This is a genomic window from Bauldia sp. (genome assembly GCA_037200845.1).
Lineage (GTDB): Bacteria > Pseudomonadota > Alphaproteobacteria > Rhizobiales > Kaistiaceae > DASZQY01.
The window spans coordinates 328,081-348,335 of record JBBCGQ010000001.1 but is presented as its reverse complement, the minus strand read 5'-3'; the positions used below and the strand labels follow the sequence as shown (position 1 = coordinate 348,335).

At 67.2% G+C, this 20,255-nt stretch carries 20 protein-coding genes; 10 read left to right on the top strand and 10 right to left on the bottom strand.

Annotated elements, in window-relative coordinates:
- Positions 1 to 56 precede the first annotated feature (56 nt).
- Entirely contained in the window at positions 57 to 614 is a 558-nt protein-coding gene (locus WDM94_01720) for an AAA family ATPase (protein ID MEJ0011344.1), read from the top strand.
- Here the strand turns inward: WDM94_01720 and WDM94_01715 are convergent.
- Together WDM94_01715 and WDM94_01710 are read right to left on the bottom strand one after the other, a co-directional pair.
- On the bottom strand, positions 611 to 916 hold the full coding sequence (locus WDM94_01715) for a hypothetical protein (GenBank protein ID MEJ0011343.1): 306 nt from the start codon (positions 914 to 916) through the stop codon (positions 611 to 613). The genes WDM94_01720 and WDM94_01715 overlap by 4 nt on opposite strands.
- Positions 917 to 1,030: 114 nt before the next feature.
- Positions 1,031 to 3,055, bottom strand: coding sequence for a thioredoxin domain-containing protein (locus tag WDM94_01710; GenBank protein ID MEJ0011342.1), 2,025 nt, complete (start codon positions 3,053 to 3,055; stop codon positions 1,031 to 1,033).
- Between the two features lie 70 nt (positions 3,056 to 3,125).
- Here WDM94_01710 and mnmE point away from each other — a divergent pair, with 70 nt between their 5' ends.
- The 5 genes from mnmE to WDM94_01685 all read left to right on the top strand — a co-directional run bounded on the left by mnmE (position 3,126) and on the right by WDM94_01685 (position 8,749).
- Positions 3,126 to 4,448, top strand: coding sequence for a tRNA uridine-5-carboxymethylaminomethyl(34) synthesis GTPase MnmE (gene mnmE / locus WDM94_01705; GenBank protein MEJ0011341.1), 1,323 nt, complete (start codon positions 3,126 to 3,128; stop codon positions 4,446 to 4,448).
- Positions 4,449 to 4,515: 67 nt separating this feature from the next.
- Positions 4,516 to 6,387: a tRNA uridine-5-carboxymethylaminomethyl(34) synthesis enzyme MnmG gene (gene mnmG, locus WDM94_01700; protein ID MEJ0011340.1), complete on the top strand. Its 1,872-nt coding sequence runs from the start codon at positions 4,516 to 4,518 to the stop codon at positions 6,385 to 6,387.
- Between the two features lie 2 nt (positions 6,388 to 6,389).
- Entirely contained in the window at positions 6,390 to 7,019 is a 630-nt protein-coding gene (gene rsmG, locus WDM94_01695; protein ID MEJ0011339.1) for a 16S rRNA (guanine(527)-N(7))-methyltransferase RsmG, read from the top strand.
- Positions 7,020 to 7,028: 9 nt separating this feature from the next.
- Positions 7,029 to 7,844, top strand: coding sequence for a ParA family protein (locus tag WDM94_01690; protein MEJ0011338.1), 816 nt, complete (start codon positions 7,029 to 7,031; stop codon positions 7,842 to 7,844).
- 38 nt (positions 7,845 to 7,882) lie between these two features.
- Positions 7,883 to 8,749, top strand: coding sequence for a ParB/RepB/Spo0J family partition protein (locus WDM94_01685; GenBank protein MEJ0011337.1), 867 nt, complete (start codon positions 7,883 to 7,885; stop codon positions 8,747 to 8,749).
- A gap of 108 nt (positions 8,750 to 8,857) precedes the next feature.
- On the opposite strand, the gene tet is transcribed toward WDM94_01685, so the two are convergent.
- Positions 8,858 to 10,042 carry a Tet(A)/Tet(B)/Tet(C) family tetracycline efflux MFS transporter gene (gene tet, locus WDM94_01680; protein MEJ0011336.1) on the bottom strand — a complete coding sequence of 395 codons (1,185 nt, stop codon included), beginning with the start codon at positions 10,040 to 10,042 and terminating at the stop codon, positions 8,858 to 8,860.
- 85 nt (positions 10,043 to 10,127) lie between these two features.
- Between tet and WDM94_01675 the strand changes: the two genes are divergently transcribed.
- On the top strand, positions 10,128 to 10,805 hold the full coding sequence (locus WDM94_01675; protein ID MEJ0011335.1) for a TetR/AcrR family transcriptional regulator C-terminal domain-containing protein: 678 nt from the start codon (positions 10,128 to 10,130) through the stop codon (positions 10,803 to 10,805).
- A 96-nt stretch (positions 10,806 to 10,901) separates the two neighbouring features.
- On the opposite strand, the gene holA is transcribed toward WDM94_01675, so the two are convergent.
- From holA to leuS, 4 genes are read right to left on the bottom strand one after another with little or no spacing between them, the layout of a single operon-like run.
- Positions 10,902 to 11,936: a DNA polymerase III subunit delta gene (gene holA, locus WDM94_01670; GenBank protein ID MEJ0011334.1), complete on the bottom strand. Its 1,035-nt coding sequence runs from the start codon at positions 11,934 to 11,936 to the stop codon at positions 10,902 to 10,904.
- 49 nt (positions 11,937 to 11,985) lie between these two features.
- Positions 11,986 to 12,447: a hypothetical protein gene (locus WDM94_01665; GenBank protein ID MEJ0011333.1), complete on the bottom strand. Its 462-nt coding sequence runs from the start codon at positions 12,445 to 12,447 to the stop codon at positions 11,986 to 11,988.
- Positions 12,448 to 12,485: 38 nt separating this feature from the next.
- A complete protein-coding gene (lptE, locus tag WDM94_01660; GenBank protein MEJ0011332.1) occupies positions 12,486 to 13,010 on the bottom strand; it encodes an LPS assembly lipoprotein LptE in 525 nt (174 codons plus the stop codon).
- Positions 12,997 to 15,642 carry a leucine--tRNA ligase gene (gene leuS, locus WDM94_01655; protein ID MEJ0011331.1) on the bottom strand — a complete coding sequence of 882 codons (2,646 nt, stop codon included), beginning with the start codon at positions 15,640 to 15,642 and terminating at the stop codon, positions 12,997 to 12,999. Before leuS ends, lptE begins: the two co-directional genes overlap by 14 nt.
- A gap of 112 nt (positions 15,643 to 15,754) precedes the next feature.
- On the opposite strand from leuS, the gene WDM94_01650 reads away from it, so the two are divergent.
- Positions 15,755 to 16,432, top strand: coding sequence for a YggS family pyridoxal phosphate-dependent enzyme (locus WDM94_01650; GenBank protein ID MEJ0011330.1), 678 nt, complete (start codon positions 15,755 to 15,757; stop codon positions 16,430 to 16,432).
- Between the two features lie 169 nt (positions 16,433 to 16,601).
- Here the strand turns inward: WDM94_01650 and WDM94_01645 are convergent, their stop codons facing one another.
- Positions 16,602 to 16,925, bottom strand: coding sequence for a GIY-YIG nuclease family protein (locus tag WDM94_01645; protein MEJ0011329.1), 324 nt, complete (start codon positions 16,923 to 16,925; stop codon positions 16,602 to 16,604).
- Positions 16,926 to 17,119: 194 nt separating this feature from the next.
- A complete protein-coding gene (locus tag WDM94_01640) occupies positions 17,120 to 17,632 on the bottom strand; it encodes a L,D-transpeptidase family protein (GenBank protein MEJ0011328.1) in 513 nt (170 codons plus the stop codon).
- Between the two features lie 158 nt (positions 17,633 to 17,790).
- Here WDM94_01640 and WDM94_01635 point away from each other — a divergent pair, with 158 nt between their 5' ends.
- Both WDM94_01635 and WDM94_01630 read left to right on the top strand, forming a co-directional pair.
- Entirely contained in the window at positions 17,791 to 18,474 is a 684-nt protein-coding gene (locus tag WDM94_01635) for a response regulator transcription factor (protein MEJ0011327.1), read from the top strand.
- A gap of 7 nt (positions 18,475 to 18,481) precedes the next feature.
- Positions 18,482 to 18,973, top strand: coding sequence for a cyclic nucleotide-binding domain-containing protein (locus WDM94_01630; GenBank protein MEJ0011326.1), 492 nt, complete (start codon positions 18,482 to 18,484; stop codon positions 18,971 to 18,973).
- Between the two features lie 522 nt (positions 18,974 to 19,495).
- Here the strand turns inward: WDM94_01630 and WDM94_01625 are convergent.
- On the bottom strand, positions 19,496 to 20,224 hold the full coding sequence (locus WDM94_01625; protein MEJ0011325.1) for an outer membrane lipoprotein carrier protein LolA: 729 nt from the start codon (positions 20,222 to 20,224) through the stop codon (positions 19,496 to 19,498).
- Between the last annotated feature and the right edge of the window lie 31 nt (positions 20,225 to 20,255).

The window sequence follows — 20,255 nt, the reverse complement described above, 5'->3', positions numbered from 1 at the left end:
CCAGCATCCATGCTGGTCTGCAAGCTGGCATCAACACTGGCAGAAAGGACCAGCCTATGCACCAGCATGACAATTTCCACATCATCACCGGCGGGCCGGGATCTGGAAAAACCAGCCTGATCAATGCGTTGGCGGCGCGTGGCTACCGCACGGCGGAAGAAAGCGGCCGCGCCATCATCCGCGCCCAGCAGACTATTGGCGGCAAGGCGTTCCACACCGGCGACCGTGCGCTCTACGCCGAACTGATGCTGTCGCACGCGCTCGTCGACTACACGCGCTTCACCGCCGATCCGTCGCCGGTCTTCTTCGATCGCGGCGCGCCGGAGCTCGTCGGCTACTTCCCGCTCGTCGGCCTGCCGACGCCGCCGCACTTCCGCGAGGCGGCGCGCGTTTATCGCTATGCGCCGGTCGTCTTCGTCGCGCCGCCGTGGCCGGAGATCTACGTTAACGACGCCGAGCGCAAGCAGGATTTCGCCGAGGCGATCGCCAGTTACGATTTGGCCGTCGCGACCTACCGCGAGACCGGATACGCGGTGGCCGAGTTGCCGAAGGCAAGCATGGCGGAGCGGGTGGCGTTCGTGCTGGAGCGGGTCGGGCTGAACGCCGGCGGCTAGTGCACCGCCGAGTCGTCGTCAGGCGTCTCGATCACGGTGCGGATACGGCCGAACGTGTCGGTAAGCATCGCGCGGGCGATGCGCTCGGCTTTCGCGCCCTCTGCGACCGACAGTGCCGGCGAGGCGAAAGCGGCGGCATGGTCGAGCGATGCCGTGCGGGCTTCCTCGATCTGGCCGAGGGCAATGGCACGGTCCTCGTCGAGCAGGCTGAGGACCACGATCTCCATCTGCGTCTTGAATACGCTGACGCCTTCACGGGCGGCGTCGTCCTCGATTTCCTGAAGGTGATGGCCGATCGGCATCGCGGGACTCCTGCGACGGGGATCGGGCGCGAGCGCGTCGTGCCACTCGAACGGCGACGCTGCAACCTGAATTGAGGCGAGACAATGTGCACCCGCCGCCCTCCCTAAGGGGGGTTAGTTTCCGACGCTCGCTGCACCCAGCAACGCCGCCAACGCCGTCGCCTCCGTCACCGGCAGCGAGCATGTCTCGCCGCGGCAGACATACGCCGTCGCCTTCCCTCCAACCGCGGCCTTGCCCGCAGCCGGATGTGCCGACGGCAGACGCACCGCGCCGTCATGCACCGACAGCACAACATTTGGCGTCCAGCGCCAGCGCGCCGCATCGAGCAACGCACCGGCATCGGCGCCGGACGGCCGGACGATCGCGACGTCCACGGCGCCGAGCCGGAGATCGAGCGCGTTGAGCAGCCCGGTCGTGGCGAACAGGTTGCCGGCGATCGCCGCACCCGAACCGCCGAGGATCGCATCGATGTCGGCGCGGTACGCGTCGTTGCCGGTGAGCCGCCATAGCCGCACCAGATTCTGCGCCATCAGCGAGGTCGCCGCCGGCGTTGCCTCGTCCGTGGTCGCCTTCGGCCGCACGATCAGCGCCGGCGCGTCGTCGGCGGAGAGGAAGTAGCCGGACGCGTCGGCGTCCCAGTGATGGGCGCGCAGCGCCGCGGCGAAGCCCTCGGCTCGTACCAGCCATGCATCGTCGAGCGTCGCGCCGTGGAGCGCCAGCGCCGCCTTGATCATCGCGGCGTAGTCAGAGGCGAGGCCGGGCCGCACCGACTTGCCGTCGCGCCACGAATGCGCCAGCCGCCCGCCCTCGCCCATCGTGCCGGCGACGAAGGCGAAGGCGCGTTCGGCGAGCCCGATCCACTCGGGTCGCGCGAAGCTCGCGCCGGCGAAGGCGAGCGCGGCGATCATCAGGCCGTTCCAGTCGGCCAGCACCTTGTCGTCGGTGGCGGGGCGGACGCGACGGGCGCGTCGCGCCAGAAGTTTTTCGCGGGCCGTCCGCAATCGTGCCGCGTCGGCGTCAGGTATCGGACCGCGCCCCAGCCGGTTGGGGATCGACACGCCTTCCCAGTTTCCGCCGGCAATGATGTCGTAGGCGTCGCCGAAGAAGGCGCCCTCCTCCGCACCGAGCACGTCAATCACCTCGGCGCGCGTCCAGACGTAGAAGCGGCCCTCGCGCCCTTCGGAGTCGGCGTCGAGGCTGGCTGCGAAGGCTCCGCCGGCGAGCAGCATCTCGCGCTCGAGCCAGGCGATGGTCTCCGCGACGCGCTCCTTGAACACGGCCTCGCCGGTCGCGAGCCAGGCCAGCGTCAGCAGCTCGACCAGTTGCGCGTTGTCGTAGAGCATCTTCTCGAAGTGCGGCGCCAGCCAGCGCGCATCGGTCGAATAGCGGGCGAAGCCGCCGCCGATGTGGTCGTAGATGCCGCCCGCCGAGATCTCACGGAGGGTCAGTAGCGCGGCGTCGCGATAGCGCGCCTCGCCGGTGCGGAGGCCAGCGCGCCACAGCAACTCAAGCAGGCCGGCCTGCGGAAATTTTGGCGCGCCTTTGGTGCCGCCATGCTCCGGGTCCATCAGGCTCAACAGACGATCCGAGGCGAGATCGAGCAGCGCGCGATCGACGGCCACACCCTCGCCTTCCGGCTTCTCGTTCAGCCGCGACAGGAGAAAATCGCGGTTGGTGGCGATCTTCTCGGGCTCGTCGCGGAAGAGGCGCGCCACTTCCTCCATGATGTCGCGGAAGCCCGGCCGGCCGTAGCGCGCCGTCGGCGGAAAATACGTCCCGCCCCAGATCGGCTCGCCCGCCGGCGTCAGGAACATGGTCAGCGGCCAGCCGCCCTGCTCGCCCAGCGCATGCAGCGCCGCCATGTAAATCTGGTCGATGTCCGGCCGCTCCTCGCGGTCGACCTTGATCGACACGAACAGGCGGTTCATCACCTCCGCCGTCGCCGGGTCCTCGAAACTCTCGTGCGCCATCACGTGGCACCAGTGGCAGGCGGCATAGCCGACCGAAAGCAGGATCGGCTTGCCGGTCGCCTGCGCCTCCGCCAGCGCCGCCGGTCCCCATGGGCGCCAGTGCACCGGGTTGTCCTTGTGCTGCAGCAGGTACGGGCTGGCCTCGTGGCGGAGGAGATTTTCGGACATCGGACCTAGATAGCGGCAGGCGTGGCGCGCGTCATGGACTCGTGGCCGCGCCGGCCCTACAGCAACCGCCATGTCCTCGGCCGACACCATCTTCGCCCTGTCGAGCGGCCCTCCCCCGGCTGGGGTGGCGATCATCCGCATATCCGGTCCCGGCGTCCGATTCGGACTCGAAACGCTGATCGATTCGATTCCGGAACCACGCCGGGCTTCTCTGCATTCCATACGCGGTGCCGACGGCAACACGGTCGACAAGGGTCTGGTTCTTTTCTTCCCGGCGCCTGCGAGTTTCACCGGCGAAGACGTCGCCGAATTCCACGTTCACGGTGGCCGTGCCGTTGTCGCCGCGCTGCTGGCGACGCTGGAGGCCCTGCCGGGTTTCCGGCTGGCCGACGCGGGCGAGTTCACCCGACGCGCCTTCACCAACCAGCGCATGGACCTCACTCAGGTCGAAGGGCTGGCCGATCTGGTCTATGCGGAGACGGAGGCCCAGCGACGGCAGGCGCTGCATCAGGCCGATGGCGGGCTCGGGCGTCTTTACGACGGCTGGCGCGAGAAGCTGATCCGCGCCCGGGCGCTGATCGAGGCGGAGCTCGATTTTCCCGACGAGGAAGACATCCCTGGCTCCGTCAGTGTCCAGGCTTGGGACATGGTCGCCGAGCTGGAAAAAGAAATGGTTAACCATCTCGCGGACCAGCGTGGCGAGCGCCTGCGCGACGGCGCCGAGATCGTCATCCTCGGCGCACCCAACGCCGGCAAGTCGAGTCTCCTCAACGCCATCGCCCAGCGCGACGTCGCCATTGTCGCCCCGGAGCCTGGCACGACCCGAGACCTCATCGAAGTGAAACTCGATCTGGGCGGCTACCCGGTGACGCTGGTCGATACAGCCGGCCTCCGCGCGGCTGAGGGCGGCATCGAGCGCGAAGGCATCCGGCGCGCGGAGGTACGTGCGGCTGGCGCGGATATCGTGGTGTGGGTCGCCGACGTCATGGCCGCGGCAAGCCCAGCTCTCCTCCCCGGCGCGATCAAGGTCGCAACGAAGATCGACCTGATCGAATCGGTTGCCGAACGATCGTTGATCGCTGCCGGGTTCGACGCGCAGGTGTCGTCGGCGACCGGCGAAGGTCTCAACGATCTGCTGTCGCTTTTGACAGGCAAGATCGCAGCCGGATTGCCGCCGGCGGAGTCCGCGCTGATCACTCGCGCCCGGCATCGCTCGGCAGTCCGTGCGGCGCTTGACGCGCTTGTTTCCGCGCGCGCCACGGGGACAAGTCCGCTGGAAATCCGGGCCGAGGATTTGCGCCGGGCCTCGGATTCGCTTGGCCGAATTACGGGTCGGATCGACGTGGAAGATTTGCTCGACGTGATCTTCCGCGACTTCTGCGTCGGGAAGTGACGCCAATGTTTCACGTGAAACACCCCTGCCCTTTGACCCTGTGGCCGACCCCGGCTATCCCCGTCCCATGAACCAGTCCCGCTCCTTCGATGTCATCGTAATCGGCGGTGGCCACGCCGGCACCGAGGCCGCGGCGGCCGCGGCTCGCGTGGGTGCGCGGACGGCGCTGGTCACGCATTCGTTCGCCACCGTCGGGGCAATGTCGTGCAACCCTGCTATCGGCGGACTGGGCAAGGGCCACCTGGTCCGCGAGATCGATGCGCTCGACGGCATCATGGGCGTCGCTGCCGATCGGGCCGGCATCCAGTTCCGGGTGCTGAACCGGCGCAAGGGTCCGGCGGTCCGGGGCCCGCGGGCGCAGGCGGACCGCAAGCTTTACAAGGCGGCGGTCCAGGATCTTCTCCGCCATCAGGCCAATCTCGAGATCGTCGAAGCGGAGGTCGAGGATCTTACGCTGCAGAATGGCCGGGTGACCGGCGTTGTCCTTGGCGACGGCCGGCACCTTGGCGCGGGTGCCGTGGTCATCACCACGGGCACCTTCCTGCGCGGTCTCATCCACATCGGCGAGGTCAAGATCCCGGCCGGGAGGGTCGGCGAGAAGCCATCGATAGGACTGGCGAAGACGCTGGAAGGTCTGTCGCTGCGGATGGGGCGCCTGAAGACCGGGACGCCGCCGCGCCTCGATGGCAAGACCATCGACTGGGCGTCGTTGACGCGGCAGCCGGGCGACAATCCGCCGGAGCCGTTCTCGACCATGACGACGGCGATCACGACGCCGCAGGTCGATTGTCACATCACCCGGACGACGGCGGCGACGCACGCCATCATCCAGGCGAACATCGCCCGGTCGCCGATGTATTCCGGCGACATAACCAGCCGCGGCCCGCGCTACTGTCCGTCGATCGAGGACAAGGTCGTCCGCTTCGGCGAGCGCGACGGCCACCAGATTTTCCTCGAGCCGGAGGGGCTGGACGACGACATGGTCTATCCGAACGGCATTTCGACTTCGCTGCCGGAAGACGTGCAGAAGGCGCTGGTCGCGTCCATTCCGGGCTTGGAAAAGGCGCGGATCGTCCGCCCGGGCTACGCCATCGAATACGACCATGTCGATCCGCGCGAGCTAAAGCCGACGCTGGAGACGAAGGCGGTTGGCGGGCTGTTTCTGGCTGGGCAGATCAACGGCACCACGGGTTATGAGGAGGCCGGAGCCCAGGGTCTGATCGCCGGCATCAACGCAGCCAGAATTGCGGGCGGTGGGGAGGGCGTGACGGTTGGGCGTGCCGATGGCTACGTCGGCGTGTTGATCGATGACCTGACCACCCGTGGGGTTTCCGAGCCCTACCGGATGTTCACATCGCGGGCTGAGTACCGGCTGTCGCTGCGGGCAGACAATGCCGACCAGCGGTTGACGCCGCTGGGGATCAAGCTCGGTGTCGTCGGCAGTGAGCGGGCATTGGCCTTCGGTGCGCGCCTCGCTTCACTGGCGAAGGCAAAGGCGATGCTCGACCAGCTTACGCTGACGCCCAACGAGGCGGAGAAGGTCGGAATCCATCTCAATCATGACGGTGTTCGCCGGTCGGCGTTTGAGCTGCTGGCGCGGCCGGACATCGAGCTTTCCGACCTTGCGCGGGTCTGGCCGGAGCTCGGTGGCCTCAGTCGATTCGCCTCCGAACAGATCGAGATCGAGGCCAAGTATTCGGTCTACCTGGAGCGGCAGGATGCCGACATCGCCAGCCTCCGGAAGGACGACGCGGTTACGCTGGCCGGCGACATCGACTACGCCAGCGTCGAGGGCCTATCCACTGAGCTTCGGCAGAAGCTGGCAGCGGCACGTCCGGTTACGCTCGGACAGGCGGGGCGGATCGAGGGCATGACACCGGCAGCGCTGACGCTGGTGCTGGCCCGGGCCAAGCGCGGACCGCCGCGCCGGGTCGCCTGACTTTGGCCGACAGCATCGCGGCGCTCCGGGACGTCTATCCTGTTTCACGTGAAACAGGGGAGCGGCTGGAGGCCTTCGTCGCCCTGCTGCGCAAGTGGCAGCCGGCCGAAAATCTCGTATCGCCGAAGACGCTGCCGGAGATTTGGCGGCGGCACATCGCGGATTCGGCGCAGCTCCTCAGACTATTTCCGCGTGACAAGCGGTGGATAGATCTCGGGGCAGGGGCAGGCTTGCCGGGCATGGTACTGGCGATCTGCCTTGAGGGCGGGGTGGTCCACCTCGTTGAGAGCAATCGGCGCAAGTGTGCCTTCTTGCGTGCTGCCATCCGCGAAACCGGGGCCGCGGCGCAGGTACACGAAGGGCGGATCGAGGATGTGCTGGCCGGCTGGACAGAGCCGGTCGATCGCGTAACCGCCCGGGCGCTGGCGCCGTTGGACGCGCTGCTGGGACTGGCGGAGCCGGTTATGGCAAAGGGGGTGCCGGCGGCATTCATGAAAGGGCAGGATGCCGAGGCGGAGCTTTCGGAAGCTCGCCGGCGCTGGAGCTTCAGCGTCAATCGGCACGAAAGCCTGACGGGGGAGGGTGTGATTCTCGACATCGGCGCTCTGCGGCGCGCCGGCGAATCAGGATAGAACGGACGCATGACGCTGCCCAAATCCCCGCGCGTGATTGCGCTCGCCAACCAGAAGGGCGGGGTGGGGAAGACGACGACGGCGATCAACCTCGGCACGGCGCTGGCGGCGATCGGCGAGGATGTGCTGATCGTCGATCTCGATCCGCAGGGCAACGCCTCGACGGGGCTGGGCGTAGACCGCAAGAGCCGCAGCGTCTCGACCTACGATCTGCTGCTCGGCGAGGCGACGGTGGCGGAGACGGCGATTGCCACGTCGGTGCCCCGGGTTTCGGTGGCGCCTTCGACGCTCGACCTGCTCGGCGTTGAGCTGGAAATCGCCGACCGGCAGGACCGGGCCTACCGGCTGCGGACGGCGCTGTTCGGGGCCGGGGAGGACGATCCGAGTCGGCCCCGAAACTATTCGTACATCCTGATCGACTGCCCGCCGTCGCTGAACCTTCTGACCATCAACGCGCTGACGGCCGCGCATTCGATCCTGGTGCCGCTGCAGTGCGAGTTCTTTGCGCTGGAGGGGCTGAGCCAGTTGCTGTCGACCGTCGAGCAGGTGAAGGCGGCGCTCAATCCGGAGCTGTCGATCCATGGCATCGTGCTGACCATGTACGACGCGCGCAACAACCTGTCGGGCCAGGTGGCGGCGGACGTGCGGGCGCATATGGGCGACGCGGTCTACGAGACGATCATCCCGCGCAATGTGCGCGTGTCGGAGGCGCCGTCTTATGGCAAGCCGGTGCTGCTTTACGATTTCAATTCGAGCGGCAGCCAAGCGTATCTGAAGCTGGCGGCGGAGATCATCCAGCGCGAGCGGCTGCTGCGAGCGGCGTAGTCGATTTGGTGGCGGAACAAGATTCGGGGAGTTGAGAGATGGCCGACGAAGGAGCGCGGAGCAGGCTGGGGCGGGGGCTCGCGGCGCTGATCGGCGAGACAAAGACCGACGTCGCGGCGACGCCGGTCGACCGCGGTCCGCGACCGCCGAGGCGGTTGCCGGTGGGGTTTCTGCGGCCCAACCCGAGCAATCCGCGGAAGGCATTTCGCGATCCTGACCTCGCCGACCTCACGGCCTCGATCAAGGAGAAGGGCGTCATCCAGCCGCTGATCGTGCGCTCGGTCGGCCCGGATCTCTACGAGATCATTGCCGGCGAGCGACGCTGGCGGGCGGCACAGAAGGCGGGGCTGCACGATGTGCCGGTGGTGCTGCGCGAGGCGAGCGACAAGGAATCGCTTGAGCTTGCGATCATCGAAAACGTGCAGCGCGCCGACCTCAACGCGATCGAGGAGGCGCAGGGCTACAAGCAACTGATCGACGAGTATTCGTATTCGCAGGAGGCGCTGGCCGACATCATCGGCAAGAGCCGGTCGCACATCGCCAACACGCTGCGGCTGATAACGCTGCCTGAGGCTGTGCAGATTTTCGTCATGGACGGGCGACTGACGGCGGGCCAGGCGCGGGCGCTGGTGACGCTGCCCGATCCGCTCGCGGTGGCGAAGCGCATCCTCGACGAGGGGATGACGACGCGCGATGTCGAGGCGCTGGGCGCCGGCGAGCGCAAGGGCAGGAGCGGGCAGAAGGCGCGGCCGAAGGACGCCGATACGCGCGCCGTCGAGAAGGGGCTGTCGGATGTGCTCGGGCTCGAGGTGACGATCGCGCATCGCGGCGGCAAGGGCGAGGTGCGGATCAAGTACACGTCGCTGGAGCAGCTCGACGACGTCGTGCGGCGGCTGCGGGGGTAGCGAGCAGTTCGGAGCAATCAGAGGCAGCGCTTGGCTTGGCACCTGGGTCCCCGCCTTCGCGGGGAAAGCGGGGAGAATGCTTATCGCTTATCGCTTCCTGCTGCGAAGTCAGGCCGGCTGGGCGGCGCGCCGCCGGCCCGCGAATAGCAGCGGCAGGGTGAGGGCGTAGAGGGCGGCGCCGAGGAACCAGACGGCGCCGATCCAGACGTCGATCGTCGCGGCGTAGACGGCCGTGCCAACCAGCGGGCCGACGATGGCCGTCAGGCTTTGCAGGCTGGCGAGCACGCCTTGCAACTCGCCCTGGCGCTCGCCGCTCACCTGATTGGACAGCAGCGCCTGGAGCGCGGGCAGGCCGACGCCGCCGGCGGCGAAGAGCGGGGCGAGCGCGAAGGGCATCCAGCCCTGGGTCGCCAACCCGACGAGGACGAAGGCGAGGCCGTCGAAGACCATGCCGAGGATCATGGTCGGCCATTCGCCGATGCGGGCGACCAGCGGGCCGGTGAGAAAAGCCTGCGAGCCGGCGTGGCAGAGGCCGAAGACGGCGAGCGAGGCGCCGACGGTCAGCATGTCCCAGCCGAACTTGTCCTGGCCGTAGAGCACCCAGATCGTGCCCGGAATATTTCCGACCAGCGCGAAGATGACGAAGATGGCGAGCAGCGGCAGCAGCGCCGTGAGGCCGAGCGCCCATTTCATCGGGCCGAGCGGGCTTAGCGACGCGAGGCTGAGCGGCTTCGCCTCGCCGGTGCGCGACTCGGGCAGGACGAAAAGGGCGAGGGCGAAGTTCGCGGCGTTGAGCGCGGCGGCGAGCAGGAAGGGCGCGCGGATCCAGTATTCGCCGAGCAGGCCGCCGGCGATCGGGCCAATGATGAAGCCGAGGCCAAAGCAGGCGCTGACGTAGCCGAAGCGGCGGGCGCGTTCGTTTTCGGGCGTGATATCGGCGATGTAGGCGGTGGCGATCGACATCGAGGCGCTGGTGATGCCCGAGACGATGCGGCCGACGAGCAGCACGGCGAAGACCGGTGCGAAGGCCATGATCAGATAGTCGATCGCGGTGCCGCCGAGCGACAACAGCAGCAGCGGGCGGCGGCCGTAGCGGTCGCTGAGGGCGCCGAGGACGGGCGAAAAGATGAATTGCATCAAGGCGTAAAGGGCGAGGATGACGCCGTAGAGCAGGGCGACGTCGGGCGAATGCGTGACCTCTCGCAGCAGCCCCGGGAGGATCGGGAAGATGAGGCCGATGCCGATCGAGTCGATCGTGACGGCGGCGAGGATGACGGCGAGGGGTTTGTTCATATGCACACCGGAGGCGATAATTTATCGTCGATAAATTCGCTTATCGATGATAAGTTCGGTTTCGTCAACCCCCGGGCGACCGTCCATGAAACTCGAACGCCAGCAGATCATCGACGCCGCCATCGGCCTGCTCGACGAGGTCGGTCTCGACGACCTGACGACGCGGCGGCTGGCCGACAGGCTGCACGTGCAGCAGCCGGCGCTCTACTGGCACTTCGCTTCGAAACGCGCGCTGGTGAATGCGATGGGGCAGGAAATTCTGCGGCGGCACCACACGTACGAAGTGCCGCGGCCGGGGGACGACTGGCGGCGCTTCATCGGCGAAAATGCGCGGAGCCTGCGGCGCGCGCTGCTGGCGCACCGCGACGGCGGGCGGCTGCATGCCGGGGCGGAAGCCGAGGTCGAAGATTTCGTGCGGCTGGAAAGCCAGTTGCGCTGCCTCGTCGATGCCGGCTTTCCGGTCGAGATCGCCACGCTGGCGCTCATCTCGGCGGGGCGGTTTGCCCTCGGCAGCGCGATCGACGAGCAGGCGGAACAGGCGGAGGAACGTGTCTGGGGGCAGGAGGAACTGGCCGCGGCGGCGGCGAAGCTGCCGCTGTTCGGAAAGTCGCTCCGCTACTACCGGAAGAACGGGCCGGAGGCGGCGTTTGAGGCCGGGCTGACGCTCATCGTTGCCGGGCTGGAGGTGGAGCTGGCGGGGGCGAAGAGGAAACGGCGGGCTCGGGCCGGCGCTCGCAAGGCGCGGAAAGCTTCGGCGGGCTGAGGTTGGTTGGCACCTGGGGTCGCCGCCTTCGCGGGGAAGGCGGAGGGAAGGATAGGCCTGGGTTTGGTTAGGTAGGCCGGGCCGAGGCTGGTGAGGCTAGGCGTTTCGGCGCTGGGCCGGGGCGATGGCGGCGACGAGTTGCAGGGCCTGCGCGATGATTTCGTCGGTGATCGGGCCGTGGAGGCGGGAGTCGAGCATCGCCTGATCGAGCATGGTCAGGGCGCGGTCGATGCGCGGCGCGGTCCAGCGTTCCAGTTGGCGGGCGACGGCGGACTGGCGGGAGAAAGGGTAGATCGGCGGGACGGCGCGGCGGACCAGCGCGTCCGGGCTTTCGCCGCCGTCGACCGCGGCGCGTGCCTTCTGCAGGAAATTGAAATGGCGGAGCGCGGCGCCGGCGATGACGAAGCCGGGCGTGCCGCCGGTGACCAGGCGGCGATAGCCGAGGTCGAGCGCGGCAGCGTCGCCTTCGGCGACGGCGTCCACGGCCTCGTCGGTGGCCGACGGGCCGGCGTCGCCGACGAGGGCGCGGACGTCGTCCAGCGTGATCGCGCCTTTGTCGGAGGCGTAGAGCGTCAGCTTCTGGATCTCGGAGCGGCTGATCATGCGGTCGCTGCCGAGCAGGCCTTTCAGCGCCGTGCGCGCGTCGTCGGCGATGGTCAGTTTCGCGGCGCGGGTTTCCTCGTCGATGATGCGGTCAAGGTCGCGGTCGGTGTCGGCGTAGCAGGGGATCGCCCACGCGGCGGCGCTCGATTCGGCGAGCTTGCGCAGCGGCGAGGTTTTGCGGAGGTCGCCGGCGGTGACGACGATCCACGAATCCTGCGGCGGCGCCGCGAGAATGGCCTGCACCGCGCCATCGACGGCGCGGTTGCCGCTGACGCGCAGCGAGATGGCGCGGTTGCCGCCGAACATCGGGATGGAGTTGGCCTCGTCGGCGAGGCGGCCGGGATTTTCCGACAGCGCGGAGGGGTCGAGGCGGACGTGCTCGCCGTCCTTGCCGGCGACGGCGGCGGCGAATTTATCGGCGCGCTCGGCGACCAGGCCCTCGTCGTTGCCGTAGATCAGGACGACGCGGATCTTTGCGTCGGGCTTGGCCAGCAGGCGGTCGGCGTCGGGGGATTTGATCTGCACCATCGGCCCAATCTAGTGCGCACCGGCGCCGAGCGCACGGCCCGGCAAAGCTTTAGTTGGGACAGAAGGCGGTGAATTTCGCGGCGGCGTCAGCGGCGCCGTTGGCGAACGAGACAACGCCATCGTGCACCTTGAGCGACGGGCTGTCGAAAATGAAGGTCACCGTGTCTTTCGACCGGCCGATGAAATCGGCGATCTCGTTGGTCTCGTAGAGGTTGGCGTATTCCAGAATCTCGTGGCCGGTGCCGTAGTCGGACCACACGCCCGTCGAGGTATGCACGCCTTCGTCGGTCTTGATGGTCAGCGTCAGATCGTTGGTCGTCTTGAGCTCGGGCGTGGGCGTTTTGCCGTCGCCCCATTGCAGCATGACGTGCTTCTGGCTGTCCTTCTTGCACAGCAGGAAGGCGACAAAGTTGTATTGGGCGCTGCCCTGCATGACGGCCATGTCACTGCCGTCGCCGTCCTTCTCGATGGTCGTCCACCAATCGGCGTGTGCGGGTTCGGCGACCAACATCAGCGCTGCGATGCAGAACGCGGCGCGGCGCATTGCGATCAGATGGTGCCCTTGGCGGCGGCCGTGGCGAAGCGGATGCGGATGTCGTCGGCAGCTTCGGCGGCGGCGCGATCCTCGGCGTCCAGCTTGGCGCGCGTGTTGGCGTATGCCTGGGTGACGCGGTCGAACGATGCAGTGCCGCGGCTGGTGCCCCGGAGCACGATCACGCCGGTGGCGACGGAGGTCACCTCGTAGGTCGCCTGCACGGTCAGCGAGTAGGCGGGCGCGGCCTCGATCGGCGTGACGCCCAGCGCGCTTTCGGCCGACGAGACGGTGAGCTTCATGCGGTAGAGCGGGGCGCTCGGCTCCTGGCCGCCGTCGAGATCGAAAATCAGCTTGTTGCGCAGCACCTGCGCGACGCGGGTATCGACCTGGTCGATGGCGACGTGGCTGACTGCGGTGGAAACCGTGCTGCCCGACGGCGTCGGGCCGTAGAGCGGCTGAACGGTGCACGCCGAAAGGATGAACGCGCCGGCCGCCGCGAAGGCGAGGCGGTAGTAGCGGGCGGGATCAGACGACGACATTCACGATCCTCTTCGGTACGACGACGATCTTCTTGGGTACCTGACCGTCCAGTGCCCGGCGAACCGCGTCGAGGGCAAGCGTAGCCTTCTCCACGTCAGCTTGGGGCGCGTCGATGGCGATTGTCAATTCAGCGCGCTTCTTGCCGTTGATTTGTATCGGGTACGTGAAGCTGTCCTCGGTGAGCAGCGCGGCATCGACCTCAGGCCACCGCCGCAAAGCGACGAGGCCGTCGTGGCCGAGCGCCACCCAGCACTCCTCGGCGAGGTGCGGCATCATCGGCGCCAGTATCTGCACCAGGATATCCAGCGCCTCGGTAATTGCCGCGCGCAGCATCGCGTCCTTGGCAGGATTGGCGATGGCGGAAGCGACAGCGTTGGTCAGCTCGTAGATGCGGGCGACGGCGACGTTGAAGCGGAGCGTGCGGATCGCGTCTTCGGCCGCTGCCAGCGCGCGGTGGGCGGACTTGCGCAGCGCCACGGCCTCGGGGCTGGCGGCATTGGCGCCGGCGGCGGCGCCGGGCGTAGCCTTGTCCTCGGTCCATTCCGAGACCAGGCGCCAGATGCGCTGGACGAAGCGGAACGAGCCGGCGACGCCATCCTCGGTCCAGATCACGTCGCGCTCGGGCGGCGAGTCGGACAGCATGAACCAGCGGGCGGTGTCGGCGCCGTAGCTCTGCATGATGTCGCTCGGATCGACGGTGTTGCGCTTCGACTTCGACATCTTCTCGATGCCGCCGATCTCGACGGGCGCGCCGGTCTTGACGTCCCACGCCTTGCGGTGCTCGCCCTCGCCTTCGATCTTGATCTCGGCGGGCGAGGCCCAGGTGCCGTCGGCGTTGCGGTAGGTTTCGTGGACGACCATGCCTTGCGTGAACAGGCCGGCGAACGGTTCGTCGAGGCCGACGTGACCGGTGGCCTTCATCGCGCGCGTGAAGAAGCGCGAGTAGAGCAGGTGCAAAATCGCGTGCTCGATGCCGCCGATGTACTGGTCGACGGGCAGCCACGCATCGACGGCCTTGCGGTCGGTCGGCGTCTCGGCGTGGGGCGCGGTGAAGCGGGCGAAGTACCACGACGAGTCGACGAAGGTGTCCATCGTGTCGGTCTCGCGCAGGGACGGGCGCGCGCAGATCGGGCACGTGGTGTGCTTCCACGTCGGGTGGTGATCGAGCGGGTTGCCGGGCTTGTCGAGCGTGACGTCGTCGGGCAGGCGGACGGGCAGATCCTTCGCCGGAACGGGAACGACGCCATGCTCGGGGCAGTGGATCACGGGGATCGGGCAGCCCCAATAGCGCTGGCGGGAGATGCCCCAGTCGCGCAGGCGGTAGTTGATCTGGCGCACGCCCTGGGGGGCGCCGAAAACCGTCGTCGATTCAAGGCGTTGGGCGACGTCTTCCTTGGCCTCGGCGACGCTTTTGCCGTCGAGGAAATCGGAGTTGATCAGCGTGCCGTCGTCGACGTAGGCCTCCTTGCCTGAGGCGAGCTGCTCCAGCCAGACGACGAGATCCTTGTCTGAGTCGAAGGTGTCGACCGGGGCGACTACCGGGCGGATCGGCAGATCGTATTTCCTGGCGAAGTCGTAGTCGCGCTGGTCGTGCGCCGGGCAGCCGAAGATCGCGCCGGTGCCGTAGTCCATCAGCACGAAGTTCGCGACGTAGACCGGCAGCCTGAGGTCGGCGACGAAGGGATGCTGGACCGTGAGGCCGGTGTCGTAGCCCATCTTCTCGGCGGTTTCGATCGCGGCGGCGCTGACGCCGGTGCGACGGCACTCGTCGATGAACGACGTCAGCTTCGCGTCGTGATGCGACAACGCGGTCGCCAGCGGATGGTCGGCGGAGATCGCGATGAAGCTCGCGCCGAACAGCGTGTCCTGGCGGGTGGTGAAGACTTCGACGGTGTCGAAGCCGGACGGATGATCGCCGGCGAAGGGGAAGCGGACGCGCATGCCCTCCGACTTGCCGATCCAGTTCCGCTGCATCAGGCGGACCTTTTCCGGCCAGCGGTCGAGCGTATCCAGCGCGGCGAGCAGCTCGTCGCTGTAGGCCGAGATCTTGAAGAACCACTGGGTCAGCTCGCGCTGCTCGACGACGGCGCCCGAGCGCCAGCCCTTGCCGTCGATCACCTGCTCGTTGGCGAGCACGGTCTGGTCGACCGGGTCCCAGTTGACCTTGGACTTCCGGCGATAGGCCAAACCCTTCTCGAGCATGTCGAGAAACAGCTTCTGCTGCTGGGCGTAGTATTCCGGATCGCAGGTCGCGAATTCGCGCGACCAGTCCAGCGACAGGCCCATCATCTTGAGCTGGTCGCGCATGGCGGCGATGTTGTCGTACGTCCAGTCGCGCGGATTGACGCCGTTCTGGATGGCGGCGTTTTCAGCCGGCAGGCCGAACGCGTCCCAGCCCTTGGGGTAAAGGACGTTGTAGCCCTTGGCGCGCATGAAGCGCGCGAAGACGTCGCCCAGCGTGTAGTTGCGCACGTGGCCCATGTGGATGCGCCCCGATGGATAGGGGAACATCTCGAGGACGTAATACTTCGGCCGTGGGTCTTCGTTGTCGGTCTCGAAGATGCGTTTCTCGGCCCAGACGGCCTGCCAGCGCGGCTCGACGGCGCGCGGATTGTAGCGTTCGATGGCCATGGGTTTTGCGGCGTATTTTTCCGGGATTCCGGGCGGGTTTCCTTGGGTCGCGGACCTTCACCAGAATCATGCGGTTCGGTCAACCGGAAGGGCGGTGCTATATGCCCGCACCATGAGCGCGACCGATAATCTTGCGGACATTCGCCGGCGCATCGCTGCTGCCGAAAAGGCGGCCGGGCGGGCGGCGGGCTCGGTGCGGCTGATCGCGGTTTCCAAGACTTTCGAGGCGGATGCGATCCGGCCGGCGATCGGGGCGGGGCAGCGGGTGTTCGGCGAGAACCGGGTGCAGGAGGCCGCCGGCAAATGGCCCGCGCTGCGGGCTGAGACGGCAGGGATTGAGCTGCATCTGATCGGGCCGCTGCAATCGAACAAGGCGGGCGAGGCGGTGGCGCTGTTTGACGCGATCCACACGATCGATCGGGACAAGATCGCCGGGGCGGTGGCGGCCGAGATGCGTAAGCAGGGGCGGATGCTCAGGCTGCTGGTGCAGGTCAACACTGGCGAGGAGGCGCAGAAGGCCGGCGTCGCGCCGGCGGAGGTCGATGCGTTCGTGACGCGCTGCCGCGAGGTGCATGGGCTCGCGGTGGATGGGCTGATGTGCATTCCGCCGGTCGATGCGGTGGTGGCGCCGCATTTTGCTTTGCTGGCGAAGATTGCGCGGCGGCTGGGATTGGCCTCGCTGTCGATGGGAATGAGCGGGGATTTCGAGACGGCGATCGCGATGGGGGCGACGGACGTGCGGGTGGGGAGCGCGGTGTTTGGGGAGCGCTCGGCGATCGTTGTTGGCTAAGCGTCGCCGCCGCCACTGACCACCGCCGCCGCCGTCATCCTCCGCGAAGGCGGAGGATCGGTTGAGGCTTGCGCTGACTTGAGGTGGAAGATGCTTGGAGAATGATCCTCCGCCTTCGCGGAGGATGACGAAGTGGGGTGGGATGACCGAAGAGTAGGTGCCGGGTACGCTATTCCAGCAGCGTAGGATAGAGGTCATCCCAGTTCGGGTTTTCCTTTTCGATCAACGCGATCCTCCAGGCGCGATTCCAGGTTTTCAGGCGCCTTTCGCGGTGGATCGCTTCGGAGATGCTGTCGAAAATTTCGACATGGATGAGGAGCTTGAGCCCGTAGCGTTTAGTGAAGCCCGCGACGATTCCCTCGCGGTGTTCCCAGGCGCGGCGGGCGATGTCGTTCGTGACGCCGATATACAGCGTGCCGTAGGGGCGGTTGGTCACGATGTAGACGTAGAAGTGCATGCCGGGATTGCACGATGGCGGCAGCGTGTTCGTCAAGAAGCGTTGCTGGCCTCCCCTCGTCGTCCTCTTTCGGCTTGACCGGAGGAGCGGTTGAGGCCCTCGCTGACTTGAGGTGGCGCGTTTGCCGAGAGCGATCCTCCGCCTTCGCGGAGGATGACGATAGGTGGGGAGGGCGATGAGCGGGAGGGAGACGGCGAGGACGAACGCCGTCAGGACACCTCGATCCGCAGTCAGCGCACCTCTACCATCGTCTCGCGGCTGAGGCGCGGGAGAAGCTGCCGCATAGTCTCCAGCGACACCACGATGCAGCCCGAGGTCGGGGCGAAATCCTTGTGGCCGAGGTGGAGGAAGATCGCGCTGCCGGCGCCGGGCACGACTGGGTCGATGTTGTAGTCGAGCACCACGACCACGTCGTAGAGGTGGTCCGTGCGCCAGAGGTTTTCGTGCCTTGCTTGGTAGGGGAGACGGACGGCGCGGTTGTAGTTGCGGTCGGCGGGGTCGTCGCACCAGCCGGCGTTCGGGTCGATCGCGGTGAGCGGCAGCGAGGTTACCGGTCGCGGCAATCTGTCGGGGCGATAGAGGGCGGCGAGGAGGCGGAAGGTGCCGCGCGGGGTGGCGCCGTCGCCTTCGCGCTTGTGGCTGGTGATGCCGGCGCGGCCGACGGCGCAGCGGGCGCGGAGGGGGCCGGCGGCGAGCGTGCCGTTCCGTACCAGGAGATGGGAAAACGGGGCGCGGGCGGTCATGGCGGCTTGGCGGCTTTTCCCGCTTGATATTATCCACGATGGGCCGGGCGCCTTGCGTGGCCCGGCGGTTGGGGTCTACACCTGAACCGGTAGAGATTCCAAAGGGATTCAGCCAATTCGGGGCCTCCCCGCCCGGATGCGGTTGAGCACACGGCAGCATGCCCGCACGCAGAATTCTGGTCGTCGATGACGACGATGTGCTTCGCGACGGACTCGTCGAGCAGCTCTCGCTCTACGAGGAGTTCGAGGTGCTGCAGGATTCGACCGCCGCCAAGGGCGTGGCGCGGGCGCGGGCGGAGCCGCTCGATCTCGTCATCATGGACGTCGGTCTGCCGGACATGGACGGGCGCGAGGCGGTGAAGCTTCTGCGCAAGGGCGGCTTCAAGGCTCCGGTGATCATGCTGACCGGGCAGGACTCGGAGTCGGACACGATTCTCGGACTGGAAGCCGGCGCCAACGACTATGTGACGAAGCCGTTCCGCTTCGCCGTGCTGCTGGCGCGCATCCGCGCGCAGCTTCGCCAGCACGAGCAGAGCGAGGACGCGGTCTTCACCATCGGGCACTACACCTTCCGGCCGAGCGCCAAGATGCTGGTCGACGAGAAGGGCGGCAAGATCCGCCTGACCGAGAAGGAAACGGCGATACTCAAGTTCCTCTATCGCGCCGGCGAGAAGGTCATCACCCGCGACGTGCTGCTGCACGAGGTGTGGGGCTACAATTCCGGCGTCACCACGCACACGCTCGAGACGCACATCTACCGCCTGCGCCAGAAGATCGAGCGCGATCCGTCCAAGGCCGAGCTGCTGGTGACCGAGGCCGGCGGCTACAAGCTCGTTCCGTGACCGCAGCATGAGCCTCGACGGCGATATCTCGCTCCTCAAACGGGTGCCGCTGTTTGCCGATTTGCCGACGGAGCAATTGCGGCTGATCGCGTTCTCGGCGGTGCGGCTGGAGCTGGTCGCGGGGCAGGTGCTGTTCCGCGCCGGGGCGAAGGCGCCGTGCGGCTACGTCGTCTCCAGCGGCAAGCTCGAGATGACGGTGGGCGAGGGTGCCAAGATCGAGGTCGTGGCAACGGCCGAGGCGGGGACGCTCGTCGGCGAGGTGGCGCTGTTCATCGAGACGAAGCGGCCGGCGACGGCGACGGCGCTGGTTCCGAGCCAGGTGATCGAGATCGACCGGAAACTGATCACGCGCATGCTGAACGAATACCCGCAGATCGCGCTGAAGATGCGGGCGACGCTGACCGACCGGCTGACGGCGACGATCTTCGATCTCGGCAAGGTGCGGCAGACGCTGGCGCGGATCGACCGGATGGCGCCGCCGCCGCGGCGGTCGGGGTAGGCGACGCTTCGCGGGTAGTGCTCGCTTCTCCGTGGGTAGCGCTCCGCTTCAACCCGCCCCTGGAGGGCGGGTCAAAACCGCGCGGCGGTTTTGGGGAGGGGCTGGCTCTATCAACGTGCATCGCACCCCCACCCAAAATCGCTTCGCGATTTTGACCTCCCCGCAAGGGGGAGGTTAAGCGGAGTTCGTTTTCACGTTGGCGTGAAGCCCAAACGCAAAAGCGCCCAGCTCCGGGGGAAGCTGGGCGCTCTTTGCGCTACTGGCGCAAGCGCCGGACACCATGACGCGTCGGCGCTCGCGGACCGCCCTCGGCGAGACGGGGGGCGCTACCAAACAGGCGATCCGCTATGCCTCAAAAGATGGGTTGCCGTGACGCGGTTTCAAGAGGGTGGCAGGAGTGACAATTCACGTTGTCAATTACTCCGTCGTCCTCCCGGCGGAAGCCGGAGAAAGTGTGGGGTTAGGGCTCGCGCGTCTCGCACTTGGAATCCCGCCTTCGCGGGGAAAGCGCAGGGGAGGCCGCTACTGCGGGACGACCCGGTAGAGGTTCGGGTCGGTCTGCTGCTTGCCGGCGGTGGTGTTGAAAATCGCTACCGATGTGTTGAGGCCCTGCGCGTCGGTCACCTGCCACTGGCGCAGTTCGTAGGTCTTCTTGTCGAAGGTAAGGGTCAGCGTGCCTTCGGCGAAGGCGCCTCTCTGCACGATCGTGACCATGATCAGATCGGCTTCCTCCTGCACCTGGCTGACGAGGCTTGACGATGTCAGGTCGATGTTGGGCGACAGCAGATAGCGGAGCGGCGTCTTGGACAGCGGGTACATGTCCTGCGTGCCGCTGCGGCCGTCCTTGATCGCGACGGTGGAGCCGTCGGAAATCACGTCGAGCTTGGCCGGCGGGTTGTAGTGGAAGCGGATCTTGCCCGGCTTGCGCATGAAGAAGACGCCCTCGGACTGTTCGCCGTTGGGGCCGATCTGGATGAAGTCGCCTTCGAGCAGCGCGAACGAATTGAAGTAGGCGCTGATGTTGGCGAGCGCGATCTGCTGCGACGGGCTGAAGGGCGAGTTCGGATTGATCGGCACCTGCACGTTGGGGCGTGCGGCGGTGCTGGCCGCGCCGGCGGCGTTGCCGGTGCCGGCGTAGGCGGGGCGGAGATGCGGCAGCGGCACGGGATCGCCGGCGGCGAACGCCGGCAAGGTCGCTGCGGCAAGCACGGCAATCGCGGCGACGGCGGCGTGGGCCTTAAATCTCTGCACTAGGGCATCCTGCATGGGAGTGCCGAGTATC

Excerpts from the sequence above, each read along its gene's own strand:
- WDM94_01720 (MEJ0011344.1), top strand. The coding sequence starts at position 57 with ATGCACCAGCATGACAATTTCCACATCATCACCGGCGGGCCGGGATCT.
- WDM94_01715 (MEJ0011343.1), bottom strand. The coding sequence starts at position 916 with ATGCCGATCGGCCATCACCTTCAGGAAATCGAGGACGACGCCGCCCGT.
- WDM94_01710 (MEJ0011342.1), bottom strand. The coding sequence starts at position 3,055 with ATGTCCGAAAATCTCCTCCGCCACGAGGCCAGCCCGTACCTGCTGCAG.
- mnmE (MEJ0011341.1), top strand. The coding sequence starts at position 3,126 with ATGTCCTCGGCCGACACCATCTTCGCCCTGTCGAGCGGCCCTCCCCCG.
- mnmG (MEJ0011340.1), top strand. The coding sequence starts at position 4,516 with ATGAACCAGTCCCGCTCCTTCGATGTCATCGTAATCGGCGGTGGCCAC.
- WDM94_01690 (MEJ0011338.1), top strand. The coding sequence starts at position 7,029 with ATGACGCTGCCCAAATCCCCGCGCGTGATTGCGCTCGCCAACCAGAAG.
- WDM94_01685 (MEJ0011337.1), top strand. The coding sequence starts at position 7,883 with ATGGCCGACGAAGGAGCGCGGAGCAGGCTGGGGCGGGGGCTCGCGGCG.
- tet (MEJ0011336.1), bottom strand. The coding sequence starts at position 10,042 with ATGAACAAACCCCTCGCCGTCATCCTCGCCGCCGTCACGATCGACTCG.
- WDM94_01675 (MEJ0011335.1), top strand. The coding sequence starts at position 10,128 with ATGAAACTCGAACGCCAGCAGATCATCGACGCCGCCATCGGCCTGCTC.
- holA (MEJ0011334.1), bottom strand. The coding sequence starts at position 11,936 with ATGGTGCAGATCAAATCCCCCGACGCCGACCGCCTGCTGGCCAAGCCC.
- WDM94_01665 (MEJ0011333.1), bottom strand. The coding sequence starts at position 12,447 with ATGTTGGTCGCCGAACCCGCACACGCCGATTGGTGGACGACCATCGAG.
- lptE (MEJ0011332.1), bottom strand. The coding sequence starts at position 13,010 with ATGTCGTCGTCTGATCCCGCCCGCTACTACCGCCTCGCCTTCGCGGCG.
- leuS (MEJ0011331.1), bottom strand. The coding sequence starts at position 15,642 with ATGGCCATCGAACGCTACAATCCGCGCGCCGTCGAGCCGCGCTGGCAG.
- WDM94_01650 (MEJ0011330.1), top strand. The coding sequence starts at position 15,755 with ATGAGCGCGACCGATAATCTTGCGGACATTCGCCGGCGCATCGCTGCT.
- WDM94_01640 (MEJ0011328.1), bottom strand. The coding sequence starts at position 17,632 with ATGACCGCCCGCGCCCCGTTTTCCCATCTCCTGGTACGGAACGGCACG.
- WDM94_01635 (MEJ0011327.1), top strand. The coding sequence starts at position 17,791 with ATGCCCGCACGCAGAATTCTGGTCGTCGATGACGACGATGTGCTTCGC.
- WDM94_01630 (MEJ0011326.1), top strand. The coding sequence starts at position 18,482 with ATGAGCCTCGACGGCGATATCTCGCTCCTCAAACGGGTGCCGCTGTTT.